Origin of the sequence: Furfurilactobacillus rossiae (assembly GCF_013394005.1) — a bacterium.
Lineage (GTDB): Bacteria > Bacillota > Bacilli > Lactobacillales > Lactobacillaceae > Furfurilactobacillus > Furfurilactobacillus rossiae.
In genome coordinates, this window is the sequence record NZ_CP040586.1 from 1246479 (window position 1) to 1264235 (window position 17757).

Annotated in this window: 23 protein-coding genes, 1 tRNA gene and 1 other annotated feature; of the genes, 22 read left to right on the forward strand and 2 right to left on the reverse strand. The window is 42.5% G+C overall.

Annotated features, from left to right (window positions below):
• Window positions 1-202: 202 nt before the first annotated feature.
• The 3 genes from LROSL1_RS05855 to LROSL1_RS05865 are packed head-to-tail and all read left to right on the forward strand — an operon-like array spanning window position 203 to window position 2874.
• A complete protein-coding gene (locus LROSL1_RS05855) occupies window positions 203-1198 on the forward strand; it encodes an exonuclease SbcC (RefSeq protein WP_178914020.1) in 996 nt (331 codons plus the stop codon).
• Complete coding sequence (locus LROSL1_RS05860) at window positions 1185-2312, forward strand: hypothetical protein (RefSeq protein ID WP_178914021.1); 1128 nt, start codon at window positions 1185-1187, stop codon at window positions 2310-2312. The genes LROSL1_RS05855 and LROSL1_RS05860 overlap by 14 nt, the downstream gene beginning before the upstream one ends.
• 22 nt (window positions 2313-2334) lie before the next feature.
• Window positions 2335-2874 carry a dUTPase gene (locus tag LROSL1_RS05865; protein WP_178914022.1) on the forward strand — a complete coding sequence of 180 codons (540 nt, stop codon included), beginning with the start codon at window positions 2335-2337 and terminating at the stop codon, window positions 2872-2874.
• A 90-nt stretch (window positions 2875-2964) separates the two neighbouring features.
• On the opposite strand, the gene LROSL1_RS05870 is transcribed toward LROSL1_RS05865, so the two are convergent.
• On the reverse strand, window positions 2965-3642 hold the full coding sequence (locus tag LROSL1_RS05870) for a TetR/AcrR family transcriptional regulator (RefSeq protein WP_404825467.1): 678 nt from the start codon (window positions 3640-3642) through the stop codon (window positions 2965-2967).
• 453 nt (window positions 3643-4095) lie between these two features.
• Between LROSL1_RS05870 and LROSL1_RS05875 the strand changes: the two genes are divergently transcribed.
• The 17 genes from LROSL1_RS05875 (at window position 4096) to recN (ending at window position 15886) form a co-directional block, all read left to right on the forward strand.
• Window positions 4096-4169: transfer RNA gene (locus tag LROSL1_RS05875), tRNA-Arg, on the forward strand.
• Window positions 4170-4477: 308 nt separating this feature from the next.
• Window positions 4478-4987 carry an LptM family lipoprotein gene (locus LROSL1_RS05880; RefSeq protein WP_017261754.1) on the forward strand — a complete coding sequence of 170 codons (510 nt, stop codon included), beginning with the start codon at window positions 4478-4480 and terminating at the stop codon, window positions 4985-4987.
• A gap of 124 nt (window positions 4988-5111) precedes the next feature.
• On the forward strand, window positions 5112-5240 hold the full coding sequence (locus LROSL1_RS13240; RefSeq protein ID WP_017261755.1) for a hypothetical protein: 129 nt from the start codon (window positions 5112-5114) through the stop codon (window positions 5238-5240).
• A 173-nt stretch (window positions 5241-5413) separates the two neighbouring features.
• Window positions 5414-5500, forward strand: a sequence feature (ribosomal protein L21 leader region).
• Between the two features lie 16 nt (window positions 5501-5516).
• Window positions 5517-5858, forward strand: a complete 342-nt coding sequence (rplU, locus tag LROSL1_RS05885) for a 50S ribosomal protein L21 (RefSeq protein ID WP_017261756.1) — start codon at window positions 5517-5519, stop codon at window positions 5856-5858.
• A gap of 27 nt (window positions 5859-5885) precedes the next feature.
• Entirely contained in the window at window positions 5886-6215 is a 330-nt protein-coding gene (locus tag LROSL1_RS05890; RefSeq protein ID WP_178914023.1) for a ribosomal-processing cysteine protease Prp, read from the forward strand.
• Window positions 6216-6230: 15 nt separating this feature from the next.
• A complete protein-coding gene (gene rpmA / locus LROSL1_RS05895; protein WP_017261758.1) occupies window positions 6231-6527 on the forward strand; it encodes a 50S ribosomal protein L27 in 297 nt (98 codons plus the stop codon).
• Between the two features lie 81 nt (window positions 6528-6608).
• Complete coding sequence (locus LROSL1_RS05900; RefSeq protein WP_178914024.1) at window positions 6609-7682, forward strand: M24 family metallopeptidase; 1074 nt, start codon at window positions 6609-6611, stop codon at window positions 7680-7682.
• 125 nt (window positions 7683-7807) lie between these two features.
• Window positions 7808-8368 (forward strand): elongation factor P, encoded by a 561-nt coding sequence (efp, locus tag LROSL1_RS05905; protein WP_017261760.1) that lies wholly within the window; start codon window positions 7808-7810, stop codon window positions 8366-8368.
• A gap of 18 nt (window positions 8369-8386) precedes the next feature.
• Window positions 8387-8854 (forward strand): Asp23/Gls24 family envelope stress response protein, encoded by a 468-nt coding sequence (locus LROSL1_RS05910; protein ID WP_017261761.1) that lies wholly within the window; start codon window positions 8387-8389, stop codon window positions 8852-8854.
• Complete coding sequence (nusB, locus tag LROSL1_RS05915; RefSeq protein ID WP_017261762.1) at window positions 8854-9285, forward strand: transcription antitermination factor NusB; 432 nt, start codon at window positions 8854-8856, stop codon at window positions 9283-9285. The genes LROSL1_RS05910 and nusB overlap by 1 nt, the downstream gene beginning before the upstream one ends.
• A 186-nt stretch (window positions 9286-9471) precedes the next feature.
• Entirely contained in the window at window positions 9472-10338 is an 867-nt protein-coding gene (folD, locus tag LROSL1_RS05920; RefSeq protein WP_017261763.1) for a bifunctional methylenetetrahydrofolate dehydrogenase/methenyltetrahydrofolate cyclohydrolase FolD, read from the forward strand.
• The gene (gene xseA, locus LROSL1_RS05925; protein WP_178914025.1) at window positions 10339-11685 is read left to right on the forward strand and encodes an exodeoxyribonuclease VII large subunit; all 1347 of its coding nucleotides are present in this window, start codon (window positions 10339-10341) and stop codon (window positions 11683-11685) included. It abuts the gene before it with no gap.
• A gap of 1 nt (window position 11686) precedes the next feature.
• A complete protein-coding gene (locus LROSL1_RS05930; RefSeq protein WP_017261765.1) occupies window positions 11687-11941 on the forward strand; it encodes an exodeoxyribonuclease VII small subunit in 255 nt (84 codons plus the stop codon).
• A complete protein-coding gene (locus LROSL1_RS05935) occupies window positions 11934-12818 on the forward strand; it encodes a polyprenyl synthetase family protein (protein WP_178914026.1) in 885 nt (294 codons plus the stop codon). Before LROSL1_RS05930 ends, LROSL1_RS05935 begins: the two co-directional genes overlap by 8 nt.
• 15 nt (window positions 12819-12833) lie before the next feature.
• Window positions 12834-13652: a TlyA family RNA methyltransferase gene (locus LROSL1_RS05940; RefSeq protein ID WP_178914027.1), complete on the forward strand. Its 819-nt coding sequence runs from the start codon at window positions 12834-12836 to the stop codon at window positions 13650-13652.
• 14 nt (window positions 13653-13666) lie between these two features.
• A complete protein-coding gene (locus tag LROSL1_RS05945; protein WP_017261768.1) occupies window positions 13667-14122 on the forward strand; it encodes an arginine repressor in 456 nt (151 codons plus the stop codon).
• A 57-nt stretch (window positions 14123-14179) separates the two neighbouring features.
• The gene (gene recN / locus LROSL1_RS05950; protein ID WP_178914028.1) at window positions 14180-15886 is read left to right on the forward strand and encodes a DNA repair protein RecN; all 1707 of its coding nucleotides are present in this window, start codon (window positions 14180-14182) and stop codon (window positions 15884-15886) included.
• A 173-nt stretch (window positions 15887-16059) separates the two neighbouring features.
• Here the strand turns inward: recN and LROSL1_RS05955 are convergent, their stop codons facing one another.
• Window positions 16060-16464: a hypothetical protein gene (locus LROSL1_RS05955; RefSeq protein ID WP_178914029.1), complete on the reverse strand. Its 405-nt coding sequence runs from the start codon at window positions 16462-16464 to the stop codon at window positions 16060-16062.
• A gap of 327 nt (window positions 16465-16791) precedes the next feature.
• Between LROSL1_RS05955 and gmk the strand changes: the two genes are divergently transcribed.
• Together gmk and rpoZ are read left to right on the forward strand one after the other, a co-directional pair.
• On the forward strand, window positions 16792-17439 hold the full coding sequence (gene gmk, locus LROSL1_RS05960) for a guanylate kinase (RefSeq protein WP_017261771.1): 648 nt from the start codon (window positions 16792-16794) through the stop codon (window positions 17437-17439).
• A gap of 3 nt (window positions 17440-17442) precedes the next feature.
• A complete protein-coding gene (rpoZ, locus tag LROSL1_RS05965) occupies window positions 17443-17685 on the forward strand; it encodes a DNA-directed RNA polymerase subunit omega (protein WP_017261772.1) in 243 nt (80 codons plus the stop codon).
• Window positions 17686-17757 lie beyond the last annotated feature (72 nt).

Consider the following 17757-nt stretch of genomic DNA (forward strand, 5'->3'; position numbering starts at 1 on the left):
ATAAATAAATATGTAACCGTGATGAATAGCGTCGTTTTTTAGTTGAAATGCGACTGCGGGTATTCATCACGGCTTTTTGTCTAAAAAATTCTAAATTTAAATGTTAAGAAAACGTTTGCAACACTGCCGGGGCGATTGTCGACATGATGGCAGTAGTGTACGATATAAGTGTATGAATCTAGTGAACAAGGGGTAAGACGGCATGGATAATCCACAAACGAAAAAAGTCGGATCACGTAATGTACGTCCTGAGTTGTCTGGTAAACTCGGACAAAAGTCACGTTATTTGGATGAATTAACCGGCGCCATTAATGATTTTAATGATCGTCGGGTCTACGAATTAGTTAACCCACAACGTTACAATACGTTGATTAGGGGCAATAAACAAACGGAAGGCAACCAATTAGCACGTTTGGTCGATGATATACACCCTGAACTCAGCCATTATTTGAGTGCGGAGCTTATTGCTTATTTGAAGCACACATACCCATTCTTTTATTTTGAAGAACCGGAGAACGGCAAATTCAATGTATTCTTTGGGAACTGGTGGGATCGTCGCCAGTTTGGTGAATTAGACGTTTTAAACGCACAATTCATTTTTGACAGCGAAGAGTATGAAAAACTGACACAGTCGTTTGCACTTGAATCAGAGGGCAAAAACTACAATTCGGATCGCATCAAAGACATCGCTCGGCAAAGTCAAGAATTGCAGGAACTGGTCAAGAACCAAGAACAACGCGATTTGCAAAAAGAAAAATTACGTTCACAACTTAAAGAAGTTGGGGAATCGCGCACATTGTTTAACGGCGGTCATTCGAAGGCGGAACGTCAAGATATTTTGGATCAGTTAACCAAGTTAGCTGATGAGGATGATCAGGCAAACAACGCTTATAAAGGGATGAAAGCCAACGAAGATGAGTCGTTAGTTTTGTCCAAGGAAGACACGATTCTAAGCTACGAAAAGCAAGCGATTCGCAAAGTGTTTGGTGACTTTGCCACGTTTAAAGATCGTAATGCTAGCTTATATGTTGACTATATCAGTCATCTAATTGGTCGAGCAATTGAAGCGGGACAAGCTGACCCGGATGAAAAAATGCCATCCAGTGAAATTCGTTCTCAGGATAGTGCACTTGCTGCTAACGCAGAGAGCGCAAGCAATTCAGCAACTAGTGAGGTGACTTCAGATGACAAGTTATGATAAAAGAGATTTGACGTCAGCTAGTGCTGAATCTACTGAAGCAAGCACGGCCAAAGACGTCCATTCTGATCAGACTGCATCAACTGCAACTAAGCAGCAACAATCTTCCAAGACTGATTCGGCAGTAGCCACAGATTCCGAAGCTGCCAGTGCGACAAAAAAAGAAGCTGAGTCTGGCACCAGTAAAGAGAAAAAGTTAGATACGTTAACGCCAAGTCAACGTTTTAGAATCTACAACAACAACATAAAAGATGGTTTGCAAAACGGCATTCAGTTCACTAAGTACTTGGATCAACTGACTGAGACTCAAGACACTGATGAGTTGTTAGATTCGGCTACACATTTATTTGATTTTAAAATGGATACCGCGTTTGTAACCTTTCCACACCAATACACAGCTTCTGACTATTATTTACTCTTTATGAGTCGTTTGCTGGAGATTCACGAAGAAAAAGGATTAATTCTTACCAGTGCGGCTGATCATGAAGAACTAAGCGTTACGTTTGACGCGTTAGGCACACAACCTGACTTTAAGTTTGTATTGGTTGGCGGTCGCAATGGAGGTGCCTTCTTCACAGACAAGGCTTCCGGTCTCCACTTGTTCTATATGAACTTGGAACGTCAGCAAATCCGTTTTAACAGCAAGGCATTTACTGACCTATTTGCGGTGGCGTTAGCTGACCAATCGGCAGACAAGAAGATGGCTGCTATTGATACGCTCATTACGTTTGCCAAGGATTTGCAGCGTGATTATCACTTTACGGCTGACTATAACTTGTTAGAAACTGATAATAATGCGGAGTATCAAACGAAACATCCAGCATTGCCAGCAGGCACAGTGGACAAGCTCTTCGTGGCCTCGGCTGACAGTCATTATATGCTGCAAAATGCCCCCGCAGGCAATGGCGCTATCATTGACTTAGAAGATGATCTTGTCTTTGGCATTGCGGACGCTGGCACGCAGACGGCACCTAAGTGGGTCATCACCACGACGGATCCTAAGAACCAAATTTCTTTGATGGCAGTGTTGTTGAACTATGATTTCATTCGTCAATGGTACTTAGCTAATCGCGATGATTTAGAGATTCAGTCCGATCCGTTAATTTTTGCTTAATAGACAGGTTAGGGGAATTACAATGTTAGATTTAGCGATGCTCTTGCGGGAATGCATTGAGTTTGATCAACAAGTACATGATGCAAAGCAATTACATTGGTCGCGTGAGGATAGTCTACAGAACGCATATTTAGCCTTGGACGTCGAGCTGGCCGAGATTGCGAATACGAGTGAATGGTTTAAGGTGTGGAAAACGCATCGCGGCAAAAGTAATCCTGGCCAAACATCCCATCAGACGCTGTTAGAAGAATATGTCGATGCATTGGATTTCTTCTTGTTGATTTTCCATAAACAGCAATGGACGCATTTAACAGTCTTAACGCCTGACGAATTGACTAAGCTGACAAAGGGACCGGATCTTAATCTAACCAAGACCTATTTGGCCATTAACAGTATGATTTTATCCAGTCTAAAAGAACATCGTCAGGGCGATTTTGGCCATGCGTGGCACTTGTTCTTAACAATGGGTTTGCGTGGCTTTGGTTTCACACAAGATGAAATTCAGGAAGCTTATCAAGCAAAGCGCGAGAAAAATTTAAAACGTCAGGCTAATGGCTATTAGTCTTTTCGTGATAATATAGCAATCAAAATAAGGCTTAACGTTTGGGCTGTAAACCCAACGTTAGGCCTTATTTTGTGTTCGTTAGCACACTTACCAGTTATTAGTTTGACGAGCCAATAATTGCGGATCTGAATAGAAAAAGTTGGTAAACGTAACTGTTTTTGGAGAACCAGCGCTCACGAGTGAAATCATTTTATGAACTGATCCTGTCATATAATGTGGTGTATAGATCATGCCTTCAATGAGCCAATTTTTGATTAAACCAACATAAGCAGAAACAGTAAAGGCAATTTGAATGTTGATTGGTACGCCGATGTCAGCAAACGCAGGTTTCATCTGATCATAGAAACGATTTAGATAGCCAGTCATTCGGGCATACAATTCATGTTCAAATAACCCATTTTCCTGTGTATTCAACAAAACGTTGAACATCTGAGCGTCTTTTTCAATGTAATTAAAGGCGTTGTTTAAGTAAAAGACATTGACTGCATGACCGTTCAGAAAGGCGTAATGCTCTGGTAAACTGTCAGTGCCGTCATCAATGACGGCATCGAAAAAGTCATCCAAAATTTCGGTCATGGCACGTGAAATGAAATCTCGCTTGTCTTTATAATGTAAATAAAATGTTCCTCGAGTAATGTGCGCAGTTTCAGTGATCTTTTGAACACTGATATTTTCAATTTTGTATTGTTGCATCAGACTGATTAGGGCAGTTTTTAGACTTGACCGCGTTTTAATCACCCGAGGGTCCAAATGTTTAACCATGATGCACCCCCAAGTTGCTCAATTTATTAGACAGCACTCTGATAAATGTTTACAAAGCCTATTATATAAGAAATGAAAGCGCTTCGTCAACAGATAAAGGGACTATATTACACATTCTTGCAAGCGAATACATTTATGCAGTATAGTAATCTTTTAGCTTAGTGTTCTACGATCAGCGGATGTGTATTTATAAAAAAGAATTTTGTCCTTTTCATTGCGGTTCTAACTGTGCTACACTGTTTTAGTCCCGAACTTATCCGTTTGGGATCATTCCAGGCGGTCACTTCGGTGATCGTCTTTATTTTTGTGTCAGCACTATACGCGACTGAATTTAGTCTTAACTACTAAGAAAATGTGTTCAGAAACGACTGGTTGCTTGGCAATTATATTGAGTAATTTTCTAAACTTAAATTGACACTGTCGATTCCGTTTTTTATACTAATAAGGTTAAGTTTCGCAACAGTAGCTCAGTTGGATAGAGCATCGGTCTTCTAAACCGAGGGTCGTGGGTTCGAACCCCACCTGTTGCATTTTTGTATCATCGGTTTTATCGCTAACTGATAAGCGACGAATGGTATAAGTATAGTTTTTCGTTTTAAAATAAGCTGCTAAATTTGGCTAAAGCACAAACAGGGATTGCTCTCAACAGCAATTCTTTTTTTGGCCTCGTATTCAAGAAAACAATTGTTTTTAATTTTGGGGACATAGGTCAGCACTTTTCTTGATTTCTATTTTGAGCCCTAAAGGAACTTTAAAAATAAGTCGCTGAGTTCCAGTCAAGGCGTCTTTTTTGGTACAATGAGTCTAGTTTGAAGTTCGCTTATTGAGGAGTGTTCACATGTGGAAGAAAATTGTGGCAACATTTGCCGTTTTAGGGTTACTGATTACATTAACGGCTTGTGGTCAAAAAAGTTATGCTGGCGTTCAGGTTTCGGAGAAAAAGTACGAACGGGTCCAATCAGAAAATGACGACATCAAAACATTGGTAACGGCGCTACAAAAGTTTCGTTATGACGATGATAAAAGTGCTAACACCGTGTATAAAGCTGCTGATAAGCTGAATCAGGAATTACGTCCTGGCCTTAGTGAAGCGCAGAAAAGCCAATTAGGGGTTGCTCTAGGGGATGGCGCAACAGGTGTGAAGGGCATTGTCAAAGCAGCTGTTAGCAAGCAATACAATTTTGACGATGAGGTGGCATCTCAATTTCATGCTAATTTCCGAATCGTCTTTGATCTAGCTTCATTCTCAATTGGTAATTCGGCTCAGCAACGTAGCAAGATTGAAACACAGATGCGCAAAGACACCAATGCGGACACAGAACTCTATAAGATCGGTACGCAGGAATAACCGTTTATTAACGATTTGGTAAAAGATGACATAAATCTCTTAAGAAGACTTAAAAATTGAATATGAGCATCTGTGATTGATAAACTGGAAACAGTTACTTAATCAAGTTAAGGGAGGTTTTTAGATGGTTGCCGTATTGATTTTATCCATTGTCTTAATCGGAAGTGGCGTGTGGGAATTGATGGGTCGTTCGTCAGCATCACATCTGTCAACTAACCGTACAACCGCTCAACCAGATCATCGTCAGCATTAGTTGTGTTTGAAAAATCGACTATTAGCTCTTTAACGTAGTGTGAAACCAGTGTGTTTCCACTGCGTTTTTTGTTACAATTACCAATGACTGAGATGTTTTCCAGAAAAAGGTCTTGAAGCATTTGACGCACCGGGCGTTCTCTGGTAAACTCTTACTGTTGTATTTGTGGACTTCCCACACTGCAACCGCGCAAAATAAGTTTTAAGTTTTCATCTGTCTAGGCAGTGAAACGCTTATCTTTGGCGAGTCTAAGAAACTTTTAAGGAGGTGCACAACGTGTACGCAATTATTAAAACTGGTGGTAAGCAATACAAGGTTGAAAAGGGTTCACCTATCTTTGTTGAAAAGCTTGATGCAAAGGAAGGCGACAAAGTTACCTTTGACGAAGTTGTGTTAGTTGCTAGCCGTTCCATTAAGATTGGAACACCATATGTTGATGGTGCTTCAGTTACTGGAACTGTTGAAAAGCAAGGCAAAGAAAAGAAAGTTGTTACTTTCAAGTACAAGCCTAAGAAGAACCAACACACTAAGACAGGTCACCGTCAACCCTATACGCGTGTCATGATTGATGAAATTGCTGGCGCAACTTCATCAAAGAGCGCTGACGCAGATAAGTAAACAACTACGAAACCACGCTAAGCTATTATGATTAAAGTTGATATTTCGAGAAATGCTAAGCGCCAACCGGTTCGGTTTGTTATGACTGGCCATGCAGGCGCTGGTGATTATGGTGAAGATATTGTTTGTGCGGCAGCCTCCGTGCTGGCGATTATCACTGTTAACGCATTGGATGAAATTGCTGGGGTCCACCCAACGATTTCATCTGATGATGACAATGGTGGCTTCTTGGAAGTGGTTATCAATGATCGCAATCAAGCAGCTGAAACAATTTTAGCCACATTTATTTTAGGCATGACGCAAGTTGCACAGAAATACACTCAATTCGTTACGATTAGTGATGGTCACATTAACTAATGGAGGTGTAACCACATGTTATTGGATATGAACTTACAATTTTTCGCTCACCATAAAGGGGGCGGATCTACTGCCAACGGTCGTGACTCTGCTGGTCGTCGTTTAGGTACTAAACGTGCCGACGGTCAAAAGATCAACGCTGGTTCCATCATCTACCGTCAACGCGGAACTCACATTCTGCCAGGTATGAATGTTGGTCGTGGTGGTGATGACACACTGTTTGCTTTGACAGATGGTGTTGTTAAGTTTGAACGTAAAGGTAAGGATCGCCGTCAGGTGTCCGTTTACCCTGCCGCTGAAGCAGCAGAATAACAATCGATCAATAAACGGGCATAATGTTAAGGCATTGTGGCCGTTTTTTGTTTGATTTAATTAGTGATGAGGAGCGATAGCATGGGACAAGAACGAATTGCTAAGGTTCAAGGCGTTTTGGATCAGTTGCATTTAGATGCTTTTTTGGTCACGGATGAGTTTAATCTGCACTATTTAACAGGTTTTGCTAATGTTGGTGGTGACGGATGTCTATTAATTACTGGCAATCAGTCTTTTATGATTACCGATGCTCGGTATGAAACAGAAATGAAAGCTGAATTAGATCCACAAATCACATTAATGATTACGCGTGACTATTATGGAACAGTTGTTAAGCTAGCTGGTGACCAAAATCTTAGTGTGATTGGTTTTGAAGACACATTACCCTATGCTATTTGGTCTATGCTAGATGAGCAACTTGCCGCTGATTTTGTTGGACTGCATGCAGTGGTTGATCATTTGCGAGAAATTAAAGATGCCAACGAAATTGCTAAGTTACGTCGTGCGATTCGTTTGTCATGTGAAGGTTATGATGCGCTGTTGCCAAATGTTCACGTTGGCATGACGGAAATTGAAGTGGCCAATAAATTGGATGCTTGGATGCGCGCGCATGGTTCGACCGGGCCTTCGTTTGATACAATTGTTGCCAGTGGTTATCGTTCCGCAGAACCGCATGGGTCAGCCACAACAAAGAAACTGGCTAAGGGCGAGTTAGTTACTGTTGACTTTGGCTTCTACTTTGATGACTACACGTCTGACATCACACGCACATTTGCGTTAGGGCAACCAGATCCCGAGTTAGTGGATATTTATAATCTAACTAAGACAGCTAACCAAGCTGTTATTGATGCAATCAAGCCTGGCGCAACCGGCGCTCAATTGGATGCTGCAGGTCGCGATTTGATTAAGGCGGCCGGGTATGGTGCCGAGTTTAATCACGGTATGGGGCATGGCATTGGCCTAAATATTCACGAAGAACCCCAAGTTTACGGACCAAGAATTCCATACGCTATTCAGGCTAATCAGGTAATCACTGTTGAACCAGGGATCTATCTGCCAAACCTTGGCGGGGTTAGGTTGGAAGATGATGTTTTAGTAACAGAAAATGGTGCTGAGGTGTTAACGACCTCTTCCAAGGACCTAAAGATTTTGTAGTCGTTTAAAACTGCCAACTATTGCAACGACGGGATGCGTTACTGTATACTGAACAAGAATGAATTTTAACAAGTGTCATATTGAGCGCGTTTTGTGTGCCCAATATGCCTTTAGGAGGAACAATTATGTCAATCTCTACTGCAGACTTTAAGAATGGTCTGACGATTGAAGTTGATCACGCTATTTGGCGGATCGTTGAATTTCAGCATGTTAAGCCCGGTAAGGGTGGCGCCTTTGTGCGTTCAAAGTTAAAGAATTTACGGACAGGTGCCGTTCAAGAAAAGACTTTCCGCGCCGGTGCAAAGATGGAATTGGCTGAAATCAGTCAAGCCACTATGCAATATTTGTACAACGATGGTTCAAACTACGTCTTTATGAACACTGAAACCTATGACCAAGTTTCAATTCCAAATGAACAGATGAAGAATGCTGCTAAGTACCTGTTGGAAAACATGGAAGTTAGCGTAACCTCATTTGGTAACGAAATCTTGGGTGTTGAAGTACCAAATACGGTTACTTTAACGGTTAAGGAAACTGAACCCGGCATTCGTGGCGATACTGCTACTGGTGGCTCAAAGCCAGCAACAATGGAGACTGGTTTAGTTGTTCAAGTGCCGTTCTTCGTGAATGCAGATGATAAGCTGATCATCAACACACAAGACGGTTCTTACGTTTCAAGAGCTTAGTTTGGATTGGAGGCCATTATGCCTGAAGTCAATAACATTACCTTAAATCAACCGGCTGATGCATTAGGTAGCATTGAAATTGCATCGGATGTTCTGGAGATTATCGTTGGTGTTGCGGCTAGCCAAGTAGACGGTGTCAACCGGATGCGTGGTACGATTGCGAATAATGTTTCGGAGTTGTTTGGCCGTACTGAACACAGCAAAGGTGTCAAACTGAGCGTTAACGATGGCGAGATTTCTGCTGACGTCTTTGTCTACCTAGACTATGGTGTTAATGTGCCTAAGGTAGCCTTGGAAATGCAGGATAAGGTCAAACAACAAGTTACTTTGATGACGGAACTACCAATGGGTGAGGTCAATGTCCACATCGTTGGTATCGTTCCGGAAAAGAATGATTCTGATATTGATCCAGATGACATTTTTGGTGACCGCGCCGCTGCCGCTGGTGACGACGAACAAACGACCAGCAAAGATGGTGACTTGTAGTGAGCTTAAATAGACATCAGATTAGAAAAATTGCATTTCAAGTGTTGTTTGCAAAACATATGAATGCAGATGCGAATGTGGAAGATCTGTATCGTCAATTAATTCCTAGTCAATCAGATCAACCTACTGTGGTGCCTGAGTATTTAGTCACATTGGTAAATGGTGTGACTGAAAAGGAAGCTGAACTTGACGAACAGATTAGTCCGTTGTTAGCAAACAAATGGTCCATTTCTCGATTGGCCAATCCTGATTTAATTATTTTGAGATTGGGTCTGTATGAGATGGAGTACTCTGCTGAAGTTCCCACACGTGTTGCCCTTAATGAAGCCTTGGAATTGGCAAAAGAATTTTCTGATGACAATTCACGACGATTCATTAACGGGGTTTTATCAAAGCTTTTTGATAAAGCAGATGCTTCTTCTGCGGAATAAAGTTGAATAACGATGTCATTAATTGAGACCATGAGGTCTGAATTAATGGCATCTTTTTTGTACTTCTTCGCTAATTTCTCAATGAAAATGCGTATGTAATGAGTATCTAAAACACACAGTGAATGTGTTAAAATTATTCAGTATGAACGAATAAAAGTGTGATTTTAAAAAGTTAGGGGCAGTTTTATGACAGCAATAAAAATTGATGGTCGTGCGACCGCAAAAAAAATAAATGCGCAGTCTGCTGAGCAAACACGGAAGTTGACGCAAAAAGGTGTCATTCCGGGATTAGCTGTCATTATGGTGGGAGATGATCCTGCCAGTGCCATTTACGTTAGAAATAAGGAACGCAAGGCTGCCAAGTTGCAGTTTAATTCTGTTGTGAAGCATCTGCCGGCCGATGCTTCACAAGCCGAGGTCATTGCCCTAGTCCAGCGCTACAATGAGGATCCGCAAATTCATGCGATCTTGGTTCAATCACCATTGCCTAGTCATCTTGATGAGGAAGCAGTGGTGATGGCGATTGATCCACGCAAAGATGTTGACGGTCTGCATCCCGAAAACTTGGGTCAATTGTTTGCTCAGGTTGGTGAGGACTTTCCTGTTGCGTGCACGCCGAAGGGGATCATGACGCTGCTTTCTCAATATCAGATTTCACTACCAGGTAAACGCGTCGTGATGGTCGGACGAAGTCGATTAGTTGGCAAGCCACTATTGGCATTGCTTAATAACGCTAACGCCACAGTAACATTGGCTCATCGGCATACAACAGATTTGGCGGAGCTAACCCGTTCTGCGGATATTGTCATTGTGGCGGTTGGACAGGCTGATTTAATTACTCGTGAAATGATTAAGCCGGGCGCCGTCGTCATTGATGTGGGCATGAATCGTGACGCAAGTGGTCAACTCACTGGTGATGTTGCAAAGGATGTTGAGGACGTTGCTGGTTATTTAACACCTGTGCCTGGTGGTGTTGGTCCGATGACGATTGCGACTTTAATGCAACAAACGATTCAGTTAGCGGCATGGCAAACCGGACAAGTGGTGGATTAAATGGCAGATCGTGAAGATTATCTATCAGTTACAACGTTGACACGTTACCTTAAACGAAAATTTGATGCTGATCCTTACCTTGGTCGTGTGTATCTAACAGGAGAAATTTCCAATTTTCGTCCGCGACCGAACGCCCATCAATATTTCAGTTTGAAAGATGACCATGCCAAAATTAATGCAATTATGTTTAAATCCGCTTTTGCAAAAGTGAAATTTCAACCTGAAGAAGGCATGAAAGTTCTTGTGACCGGGCGGATTTCGCTGTACGAGCCATCCGGTAGTTATCAGATTTATGTAGAGCGAATGGAACCAGATGGTGTCGGTGCCTTGTACCAAGCTTATGAGCAATTAAAGCGTAAGCTAGCCAGTGAGGGCTTGTTCGAGCGTCGTCAACGGCCGTTGGTTAAGTACCCAAAGCGTATTGCGGTTATTACTAGTCCATCTGGGGCTGTCATTCGTGATATCATTACAACTACCCGTCGACGTTATCCCATTGTCCAGCTAGTGTTGTTTCCAGCGCTAGTTCAGGGTGATGCAGCGGCAGATGATATTGTCCGACGCATTCAACAGGTGAATGAACTTGGCACATTTGACACCCTGATTATTGGTCGTGGTGGTGGTTCTATAGAAGATTTGTGGCCATTCAACGAGGAAAGCGTAGCGCGCGCAATTGCGGCTAGCGAAATCCCTGTCGTCTCGTCAGTGGGCCATGAAACGGATACGACAATTGCCGATTTAGTGGCGGATGTGCGAGCAGCTACGCCTACTGCGGCTGCTGAGTTAGCTACACCTGTGCTTTCAGAAACATTGTTGGCCATTTCGCAATTACAAGGTCGATTATTTCAAGCGATGACTAGCCAAATCCAGTTAGATCGTCAGCGATTGAAACAAGTTCGCCAATCTTACGTATTCACGCAACCACAGCGTCTGTACGAAGGTTATACGCAGCGTGTGGCACAACTTACCGACCGGTTAATTAATGATCAACGACAGTTATTGAATGGCAAACAACGGCAGGTTGCAACCGTTCAGGCCCGCTTAAGCACTCATTTATTAACGGCCCGTGTGAAAAACGGTCGTCAACAGGCAGATGCGTTAAACCATGAGCTTCTGAGCGTAAGTGTTAACATGATCAAAGCGAAAAAAACGCAGTTAAGTGGTCTGATTAATCAATTGGATTTATTGAGTCCACTAAAAATTATGACGCGTGGATATAGTTATGTGACGGTTGAAGGTCAGGTTGTTAAAACAGTTGATCAGCTGTCTGAAAAGCAGGCCGTCACGTTACATTTAGCAGATGGTCAAGCGGCGGCCACAATCAATAGCGTGGATAAGGAGAAAGACTAACATGGCAGAGGAAAAAAAGACACAACCAACGTTTGAAGAGAACCTTACGGCGCTTCAAGCAATCGTGACAAAGTTGGAGCAAGGTGACGTACCGCTAGAAACAGCACTAACTCAATTTCAGCAAGGGGTAACGTTGAGCAAGCAGTTGCAAGATACTTTGGACAATGCAGAAAAAACGTTGACCAAGATGATGAATGATAATGGTCAAGAGGTTGACTTTGAGGCTGCTCCCGATTCGGAAACCAATCATGAATAAACAATTACGTAGTTTCGAACAAGAATATGTGCCAAAAATTAATCAACTATTGGATGAAAAATTAGCTACTAGTGCTAATCAGCCGTTGCTAGGTCAATCAATGGCTTATTCCGTTAAGGCCGGTGGCAAACGGTTACGCCCATTATTGACGTTGGCGGCAATCGTGAGTTTGAATAAAGAAACTACGTCAGCTGAAATGCAAGCAGCGGTGGCCGTCGAGTTATTGCACACGTACTCGTTGATCCATGACGATTTGCCAGCAATGGATAATGATGATTTACGTCGTGGTCAAGCAACAAATCATAAAGTGTTTGGCGAGGACATTGCTATCTTGGCCGGTGATGGACTTCAGGCCTTGGCCTTTGACTGGCTAGCGACAGCACCGTTAGATGCCTCAATCACAATTCGGTTGGTGCAAAAATTAGCTGTCGCGGCGGGTCCTAAAGGAATGGTTGCAGGCCAGGTGGAAGACGTTTCGACTACTGGCAAGCGAATTCCGTTGGCTCAATTACAAGCATTGCACAAACGTAAAACGGGTGCACTCTTGGAATACGCGGTTATGGCGGGCGCCACCATGGGCCACGCAACGGTTGAACAAAGTCAACATTTTGCTCGTTTCGGCGCAGCGTTTGGTTTGGCATTTCAAATTTATGATGATATTTTAGATGAAACTGCAACGGCCGAGCAGCTAGGCAAGACGCCTAATAAGGATGAGGTTGAGGGCAAAAACACCTATCCACGGTTGATTGGGTTACCTGCTGCACGGCAAGCGTTAAACGCCAGTATTGAGGATGCTCGGCAGGCTTGTGATGCGCTGTCAGACAGTGGTGCCGATGGAAGCATCCTTAGCGCGTTCTTGAGCTATTTTGAGGGTTAGAAAGGGAAAAAACACATGGAAAAACAACGTGTCGACATCCTGCTTGTTGAGCAGGGAGTATTCACGTCTCGTGAGCAGGCCAAACGGGCGGTGATGGCCGGTGAGGTGTTAGGAAAAAATGAAGAACGATTAGATAAACCGGGTGAGCGAATTCCAACAGATACGGAATTGCATATTAAAGGCGATCCGATGCCGTACGTGAGCCGAGGCGGTTTTAAACTAGCCAAGGCACTTAAAGTGTTTAACATTGACGTCACAGGCCAAACGGTGCTAGACATCGGTTCTTCCACGGGTGGTTTCACTGATGTCATGTTGCAAAATGGTGCTGTCCGTTCATATGCGCTAGACGTTGGTAGCAATCAGCTGGTGTGGAAGTTACGCGAAGATCCACGTGTCGTTGTTATGGAGCACACGAATTTCCGTTATTCAAAACCGGCGGACTTTACCTTTGGTCGGCCAACGTTTGCAAGTATTGACGTATCCTTTATTTCATTACATCTCATCTTACCTAACTTGAAATCAATTTTGCAGCCTCAAGGCGAAGTGGTTGCGTTGATTAAACCACAATTCGAGGCAGGTAAAAATAATGTTGGTAAACACGGCATTGTTAAAGATCCAAGCGTGCATGAATCAGTTCTGAATGATATTGTTTCCTTTGCCTTGGCAACAGGTTATTCTGTGACAGGACTGGATTTTTCACCAATTAAGGGTGGCGAAGGAAACATCGAGTTCTTGATCCATCTTGTGAATACAGACGGAGAGGGGAAACTGTCGCCAAATGTGTCCGTGAAGGAAACGTTGACGTCAGCGTATGCCCAACTGAATCAAAAGTAGAGGGTGGAGCGTTCATGAAAAAACGGGAACGGCAGGCAATCATTCGGCGCGTTATCGTTAATAATGCTGTTCATACACAGACGGAATTAGTGCTTTTGTTAGACCGAGAGGGGCTTGATGTTACACAAGCAACGATCTCGCGAGATATTACTGAGATGCAATTGATCAAGGTGCCTGACGAAAATGGGCACACGTATTACACGTTTTCTACTGATCGGCCAATTGATGGTGAGAGTAAGTTGCGGCGAAACTTAAACGGCAATGTTATTGACATGACTATTAATAATCAGTTTTGTTTGCTTAATGTACTGCCGGGAAACGGTCCGGTTATTGCTAGTTTAATCAAACAGATGAATTATGATGAGGTTTTTGGCGTGTTAAGTGATGACAGTACCGTTTTGATTATTGCTTCAACGATTGATCATGCTGTGGAAGTCCGTTCAAGACTGGCTGAGTTGGGTGCGGAGTAAGTTAAGTTTTAGAAATACCATGATAGGGTCCCTAAATGAGGGCTTAAGGAGCAAGGAATGCTACAGGAATTATCCATTAAGAACTTTGCAATTATTGAAAAATTGAATATTGCTTTTGATGATGGAATGAGTGTTCTGACTGGTGAAACAGGTGCAGGTAAATCCATCATTATTGACGCCGTTGGTTTACTGGCCGGTGGCCGCGCTTCCGTTGACTTTATTCGTAAAGGGGCAACTAAAGCGTCGATACAGGGATTATTCGTGCTACCAAAGTCTTCTGTCACTTTTGAAGTGTTGTCCGACCTTGGTATTGATCATGCTGATCAACAAGTGGTTATCGATCGTGAACTGAATAAAAACGGGCATAATACTAGTCGAGTTAATGGTACATTAGTTAATACCACCACCCTCAAACGCATTGGGGAGACAATGGTCGATATTCATGGTCAAAACGAACATCAAGAATTAATGCAGCCAGAAAAGCACTTACAGTTGTTAGATGAGTACAAACCTAACGCCTTAGCTAAGTTGAAGCAAACGTATGCAGATAAATATGATGAATACCGGCGACTACGTAAGCTGGCAATTGACAAACGTGACCACGCCCAAGAATGGGCGCAGCGAGTTGATATGTTGACATTTCAGGTGCAAGAAATTGAAGATGCCAATCTGTCGCCTGATGAAGAGGACACGTTGATTACAGAAAGAGATCGTTTGGCCAACTATCAAAAAATTGTGACAGCCTTAGAAAGTAGTCATGAAGCCATTGATGGTGGTGAAGATGGTTCAGCCCTGGATCGCATTGGCGCCGCGATGGCATCCATGCAGGAAATTGCCACATTAGATCCTGAGTATCAGGCATTATCTGACACGATTGCGAGTGCTTATTATGGCCTTCAGGATGCAACTAATGGTCTGTCTTCACAACTTGATAATCAGGAGTTTGATGAAGGACGTTTAGATGAAATCGAAGCACGTCTGGAGGTTATACACCAATTAAAGCGCAAGTACGGAGATTCTGTACCCAAGGTGTTGGCCTACTTTGATAAAATCAAAGTTGAATTGGATCGTATGCAGGGTGATCAGGATGATGATCAGACACTGATGACTCAGTTAAATAAGGCCAAGACTGCGGTGCAAAAAGCAGGCAATGAGCTTAGTGAAATGCGACAAAAATTGGCTAAGCAATTGGAAGAAGCTGTTCATGAACAGTTGAAGGCTCTCTATATGGAAAAGGCCGTTTTTAGCGTGCGGTTTTTGAAACATGAAGACATACCATTCTTTACGACTGGGATTGATAACGTTGAGTTCTATATTCAAACAAACCCTGGTGAAGATCCCAAGCCATTGGCCAAAACGGCCTCTGGCGGAGAACTTTCGCGGATGATGCTGGCTTTGAAGACGATTTTTTCTGAAAACCAAGGTGTGACAAGTATTATTTTTGATGAGGTGGATACTGGTGTTTCAGGGCGGGTTGCTCAGGCCATTGCCGAGAAAATTATGGTAATTGGTCGCCACTCTCAAGTTTTGTGTATCACTCACTTACCACAAGTTGCTGCGATTGCGGATCACCAATTTTATATTCAGAAGCAGATCAACAAAGGACGCACTAAGACCAGTGTTGATAAGTTAACAACTGCTAAACGGGTAACTGAACTAGCACGGATGTTGGCCGGTACGACTGTGACAAAATTGACAACTGAACACGCCTCAGAGTTGTTGAAAATGGCAGATGCAGAAAAAAAGCAGTTAGCTGAATCATAAGGTATAGTCGTTGGTCTGACGATATTTAAAATTAAACGGAAATAAAAAGCACTTGCGTTAATAGTTTCTGATCAGATACTCAGGAACTATTAACGCAAGTGCTTTATTTTATACAACTGGTGTAATGTAATGTAATGTCATTCTTCAAATCCGCAATCAATAGTCGCTAAGGCTTAAGCAACCATCAAGCCGAAACAGATTTGACGAATTTGTTCTGGCAAAATTAAATAGGTTTTGCCAGTTGCGTGATTGGTAATTGTCAGAATGTCTTGGTCCTGCCTAAGCGTGCCAGTAACTGTCGTGAGTTTCTTGGCAAAAGGGTTTGATGGCTGGTTTAACATGATTGAGACAACAGCGTGCTGTTTAAGTGCACGATCGAGGTGGGCGATAATCACGTCAGACGAAAACTGTGGATGACGTAACGTATCGCCACGTTCTGCTGTGAAGAATTTCCTAATACGCTGACCAACAGAAAGATGACTATGGTTTGAAACAATCGATAAATGACGAATACTATGATGTAGCGTTGATTTCGTCATTACAGGGTTGATATAAGTATTTGGCATTAATTGTTCCATAGTCGTGGCCTCCGAAATTTCGTATTGCTCGCCATTAAGAAAATGACGAAAATAGTTGAATTGTTTTTCTAACGTTCGACAATTCGTTCGTGATAGCGAACGTCTGTTTGACTATTTATATTATACGAACACGCGTTCAAAAATGCAAACATAAATTTCAATTCCGTTAACGAGCTTTTGCAAAGGTACACTTTTCACGCAAAAGTTTCTAAAACGGCGTATTTAGCGGCAAATGTCGTAGTTGAACGCTTGAAATTGATGCAAAAAAAGTGCAAAATAATTGTTAAATTCTTTTTTAGGTTATAGATGAAAGGAACGAAGCAGTCGATGCCGAAACGTGGAATGTTAATTGTTCTTTCTGGTCCATCAGGAGTCGGTAAAGGAACAGTTCGGAAAGCAATGTTTGACCAAGGAGGAACTGATTTTCAGTACTCCATTTCAATGACTACCCGTCAGCCACGGGAAGGTGAGGTAAACGGAAAAGACTACTTTTTTGTGAGCAAAGAGACGTTTGAACACAACATTGAAACCGGTGAAATGCTTGAATATGCTCAGTACGTTGATAATTATTACGGAACACCAATGCAATATGTTAAGGATACCTTAGCTTCTGGAAAAGATGTTTTTCTTGAAATCGAGGTCAACGGTGCCATGCAAGTTCGTGAGAAGATGCCTGATGGCGTGTTTATATTCTTAACTCCGCCTGATTTAATGGCACTGAAGCAACGGCTGGTCGGTCGTGGTACAGAAACCATGACAGTGATTAACGAACGCATTCACCAGGCTGTTACAGAAATTAAAATGATGCGGAACTATGATTACGCAGTCGTTAATGATAAAGTTGATCTTGCTGTTGATCGGATCCGCGAAATTATTAGAGCGGAACGTTTGCGGGTGCCTAGGGTTTACCCGGACTATGCGCAAATGTTAGAATCAAAGCAGGTTACCGAGACGGAAAATGGGAAGGACGCTTAAATTATGATTTTATATCCATCAGTAGATAAGCTTTTAAAGAAAGTTGACTCACGTTATTCACTGATTATGTTGGCTTCCAAACGTGCACATGAGTTAGACGCTGGTGCACAGGAATTGCTACCACATTATCAATCAGTTAAGTCTGTCGGCAAGGCACTTGAAGAGGTTGAGGCTGGTGAAGTCACAATTGATCCCGATCATGAAGAAGACTTGGGTACATCAACACCTAAACCAACTGTTCAATAATGGTGTTCTTTAAAAAGAGCATTAAGAAACAAATTCAGTTTAAAAATTAATTCTTAACACACGATGATTCTA

Coding starts and splice junctions, on each gene's coding strand:
- LROSL1_RS05855 (WP_178914020.1), top strand. CDS start 203: ATGGATAATCCACAAACGAAAAAAGTCGGATCACGTAATGTACGTCCT.
- LROSL1_RS05860 (WP_178914021.1), top strand. CDS start 1,185: ATGACAAGTTATGATAAAAGAGATTTGACGTCAGCTAGTGCTGAATCT.
- LROSL1_RS05865 (WP_178914022.1), top strand. CDS start 2,335: ATGTTAGATTTAGCGATGCTCTTGCGGGAATGCATTGAGTTTGATCAA.
- LROSL1_RS05880 (WP_017261754.1), top strand. CDS start 4,478: ATGTGGAAGAAAATTGTGGCAACATTTGCCGTTTTAGGGTTACTGATT.
- LROSL1_RS13240 (WP_017261755.1), top strand. CDS start 5,112: ATGGTTGCCGTATTGATTTTATCCATTGTCTTAATCGGAAGTGGCGTG.
- LROSL1_RS05890 (WP_178914023.1), top strand. CDS start 5,886: ATGATTAAAGTTGATATTTCGAGAAATGCTAAGCGCCAACCGGTTCGG.
- rpmA (WP_017261758.1), top strand. CDS start 6,231: ATGTTATTGGATATGAACTTACAATTTTTCGCTCACCATAAAGGGGGC.
- LROSL1_RS05900 (WP_178914024.1), top strand. CDS start 6,609: ATGGGACAAGAACGAATTGCTAAGGTTCAAGGCGTTTTGGATCAGTTG.
- efp (WP_017261760.1), top strand. CDS start 7,808: ATGTCAATCTCTACTGCAGACTTTAAGAATGGTCTGACGATTGAAGTT.
- LROSL1_RS05910 (WP_017261761.1), top strand. CDS start 8,387: ATGCCTGAAGTCAATAACATTACCTTAAATCAACCGGCTGATGCATTA.
- folD (WP_017261763.1), top strand. CDS start 9,472: ATGACAGCAATAAAAATTGATGGTCGTGCGACCGCAAAAAAAATAAAT.
- xseA (WP_178914025.1), top strand. CDS start 10,339: ATGGCAGATCGTGAAGATTATCTATCAGTTACAACGTTGACACGTTAC.
- LROSL1_RS05930 (WP_017261765.1), top strand. CDS start 11,687: ATGGCAGAGGAAAAAAAGACACAACCAACGTTTGAAGAGAACCTTACG.
- LROSL1_RS05935 (WP_178914026.1), top strand. CDS start 11,934: ATGAATAAACAATTACGTAGTTTCGAACAAGAATATGTGCCAAAAATT.
- LROSL1_RS05940 (WP_178914027.1), top strand. CDS start 12,834: ATGGAAAAACAACGTGTCGACATCCTGCTTGTTGAGCAGGGAGTATTC.
- LROSL1_RS05945 (WP_017261768.1), top strand. CDS start 13,667: ATGAAAAAACGGGAACGGCAGGCAATCATTCGGCGCGTTATCGTTAAT.
- recN (WP_178914028.1), top strand. CDS start 14,180: ATGCTACAGGAATTATCCATTAAGAACTTTGCAATTATTGAAAAATTG.
- LROSL1_RS05955 (WP_178914029.1), bottom strand. CDS start 16,464: ATGGAACAATTAATGCCAAATACTTATATCAACCCTGTAATGACGAAA.
- gmk (WP_017261771.1), top strand. CDS start 16,792: ATGCCGAAACGTGGAATGTTAATTGTTCTTTCTGGTCCATCAGGAGTC.
- rpoZ (WP_017261772.1), top strand. CDS start 17,443: ATGATTTTATATCCATCAGTAGATAAGCTTTTAAAGAAAGTTGACTCA.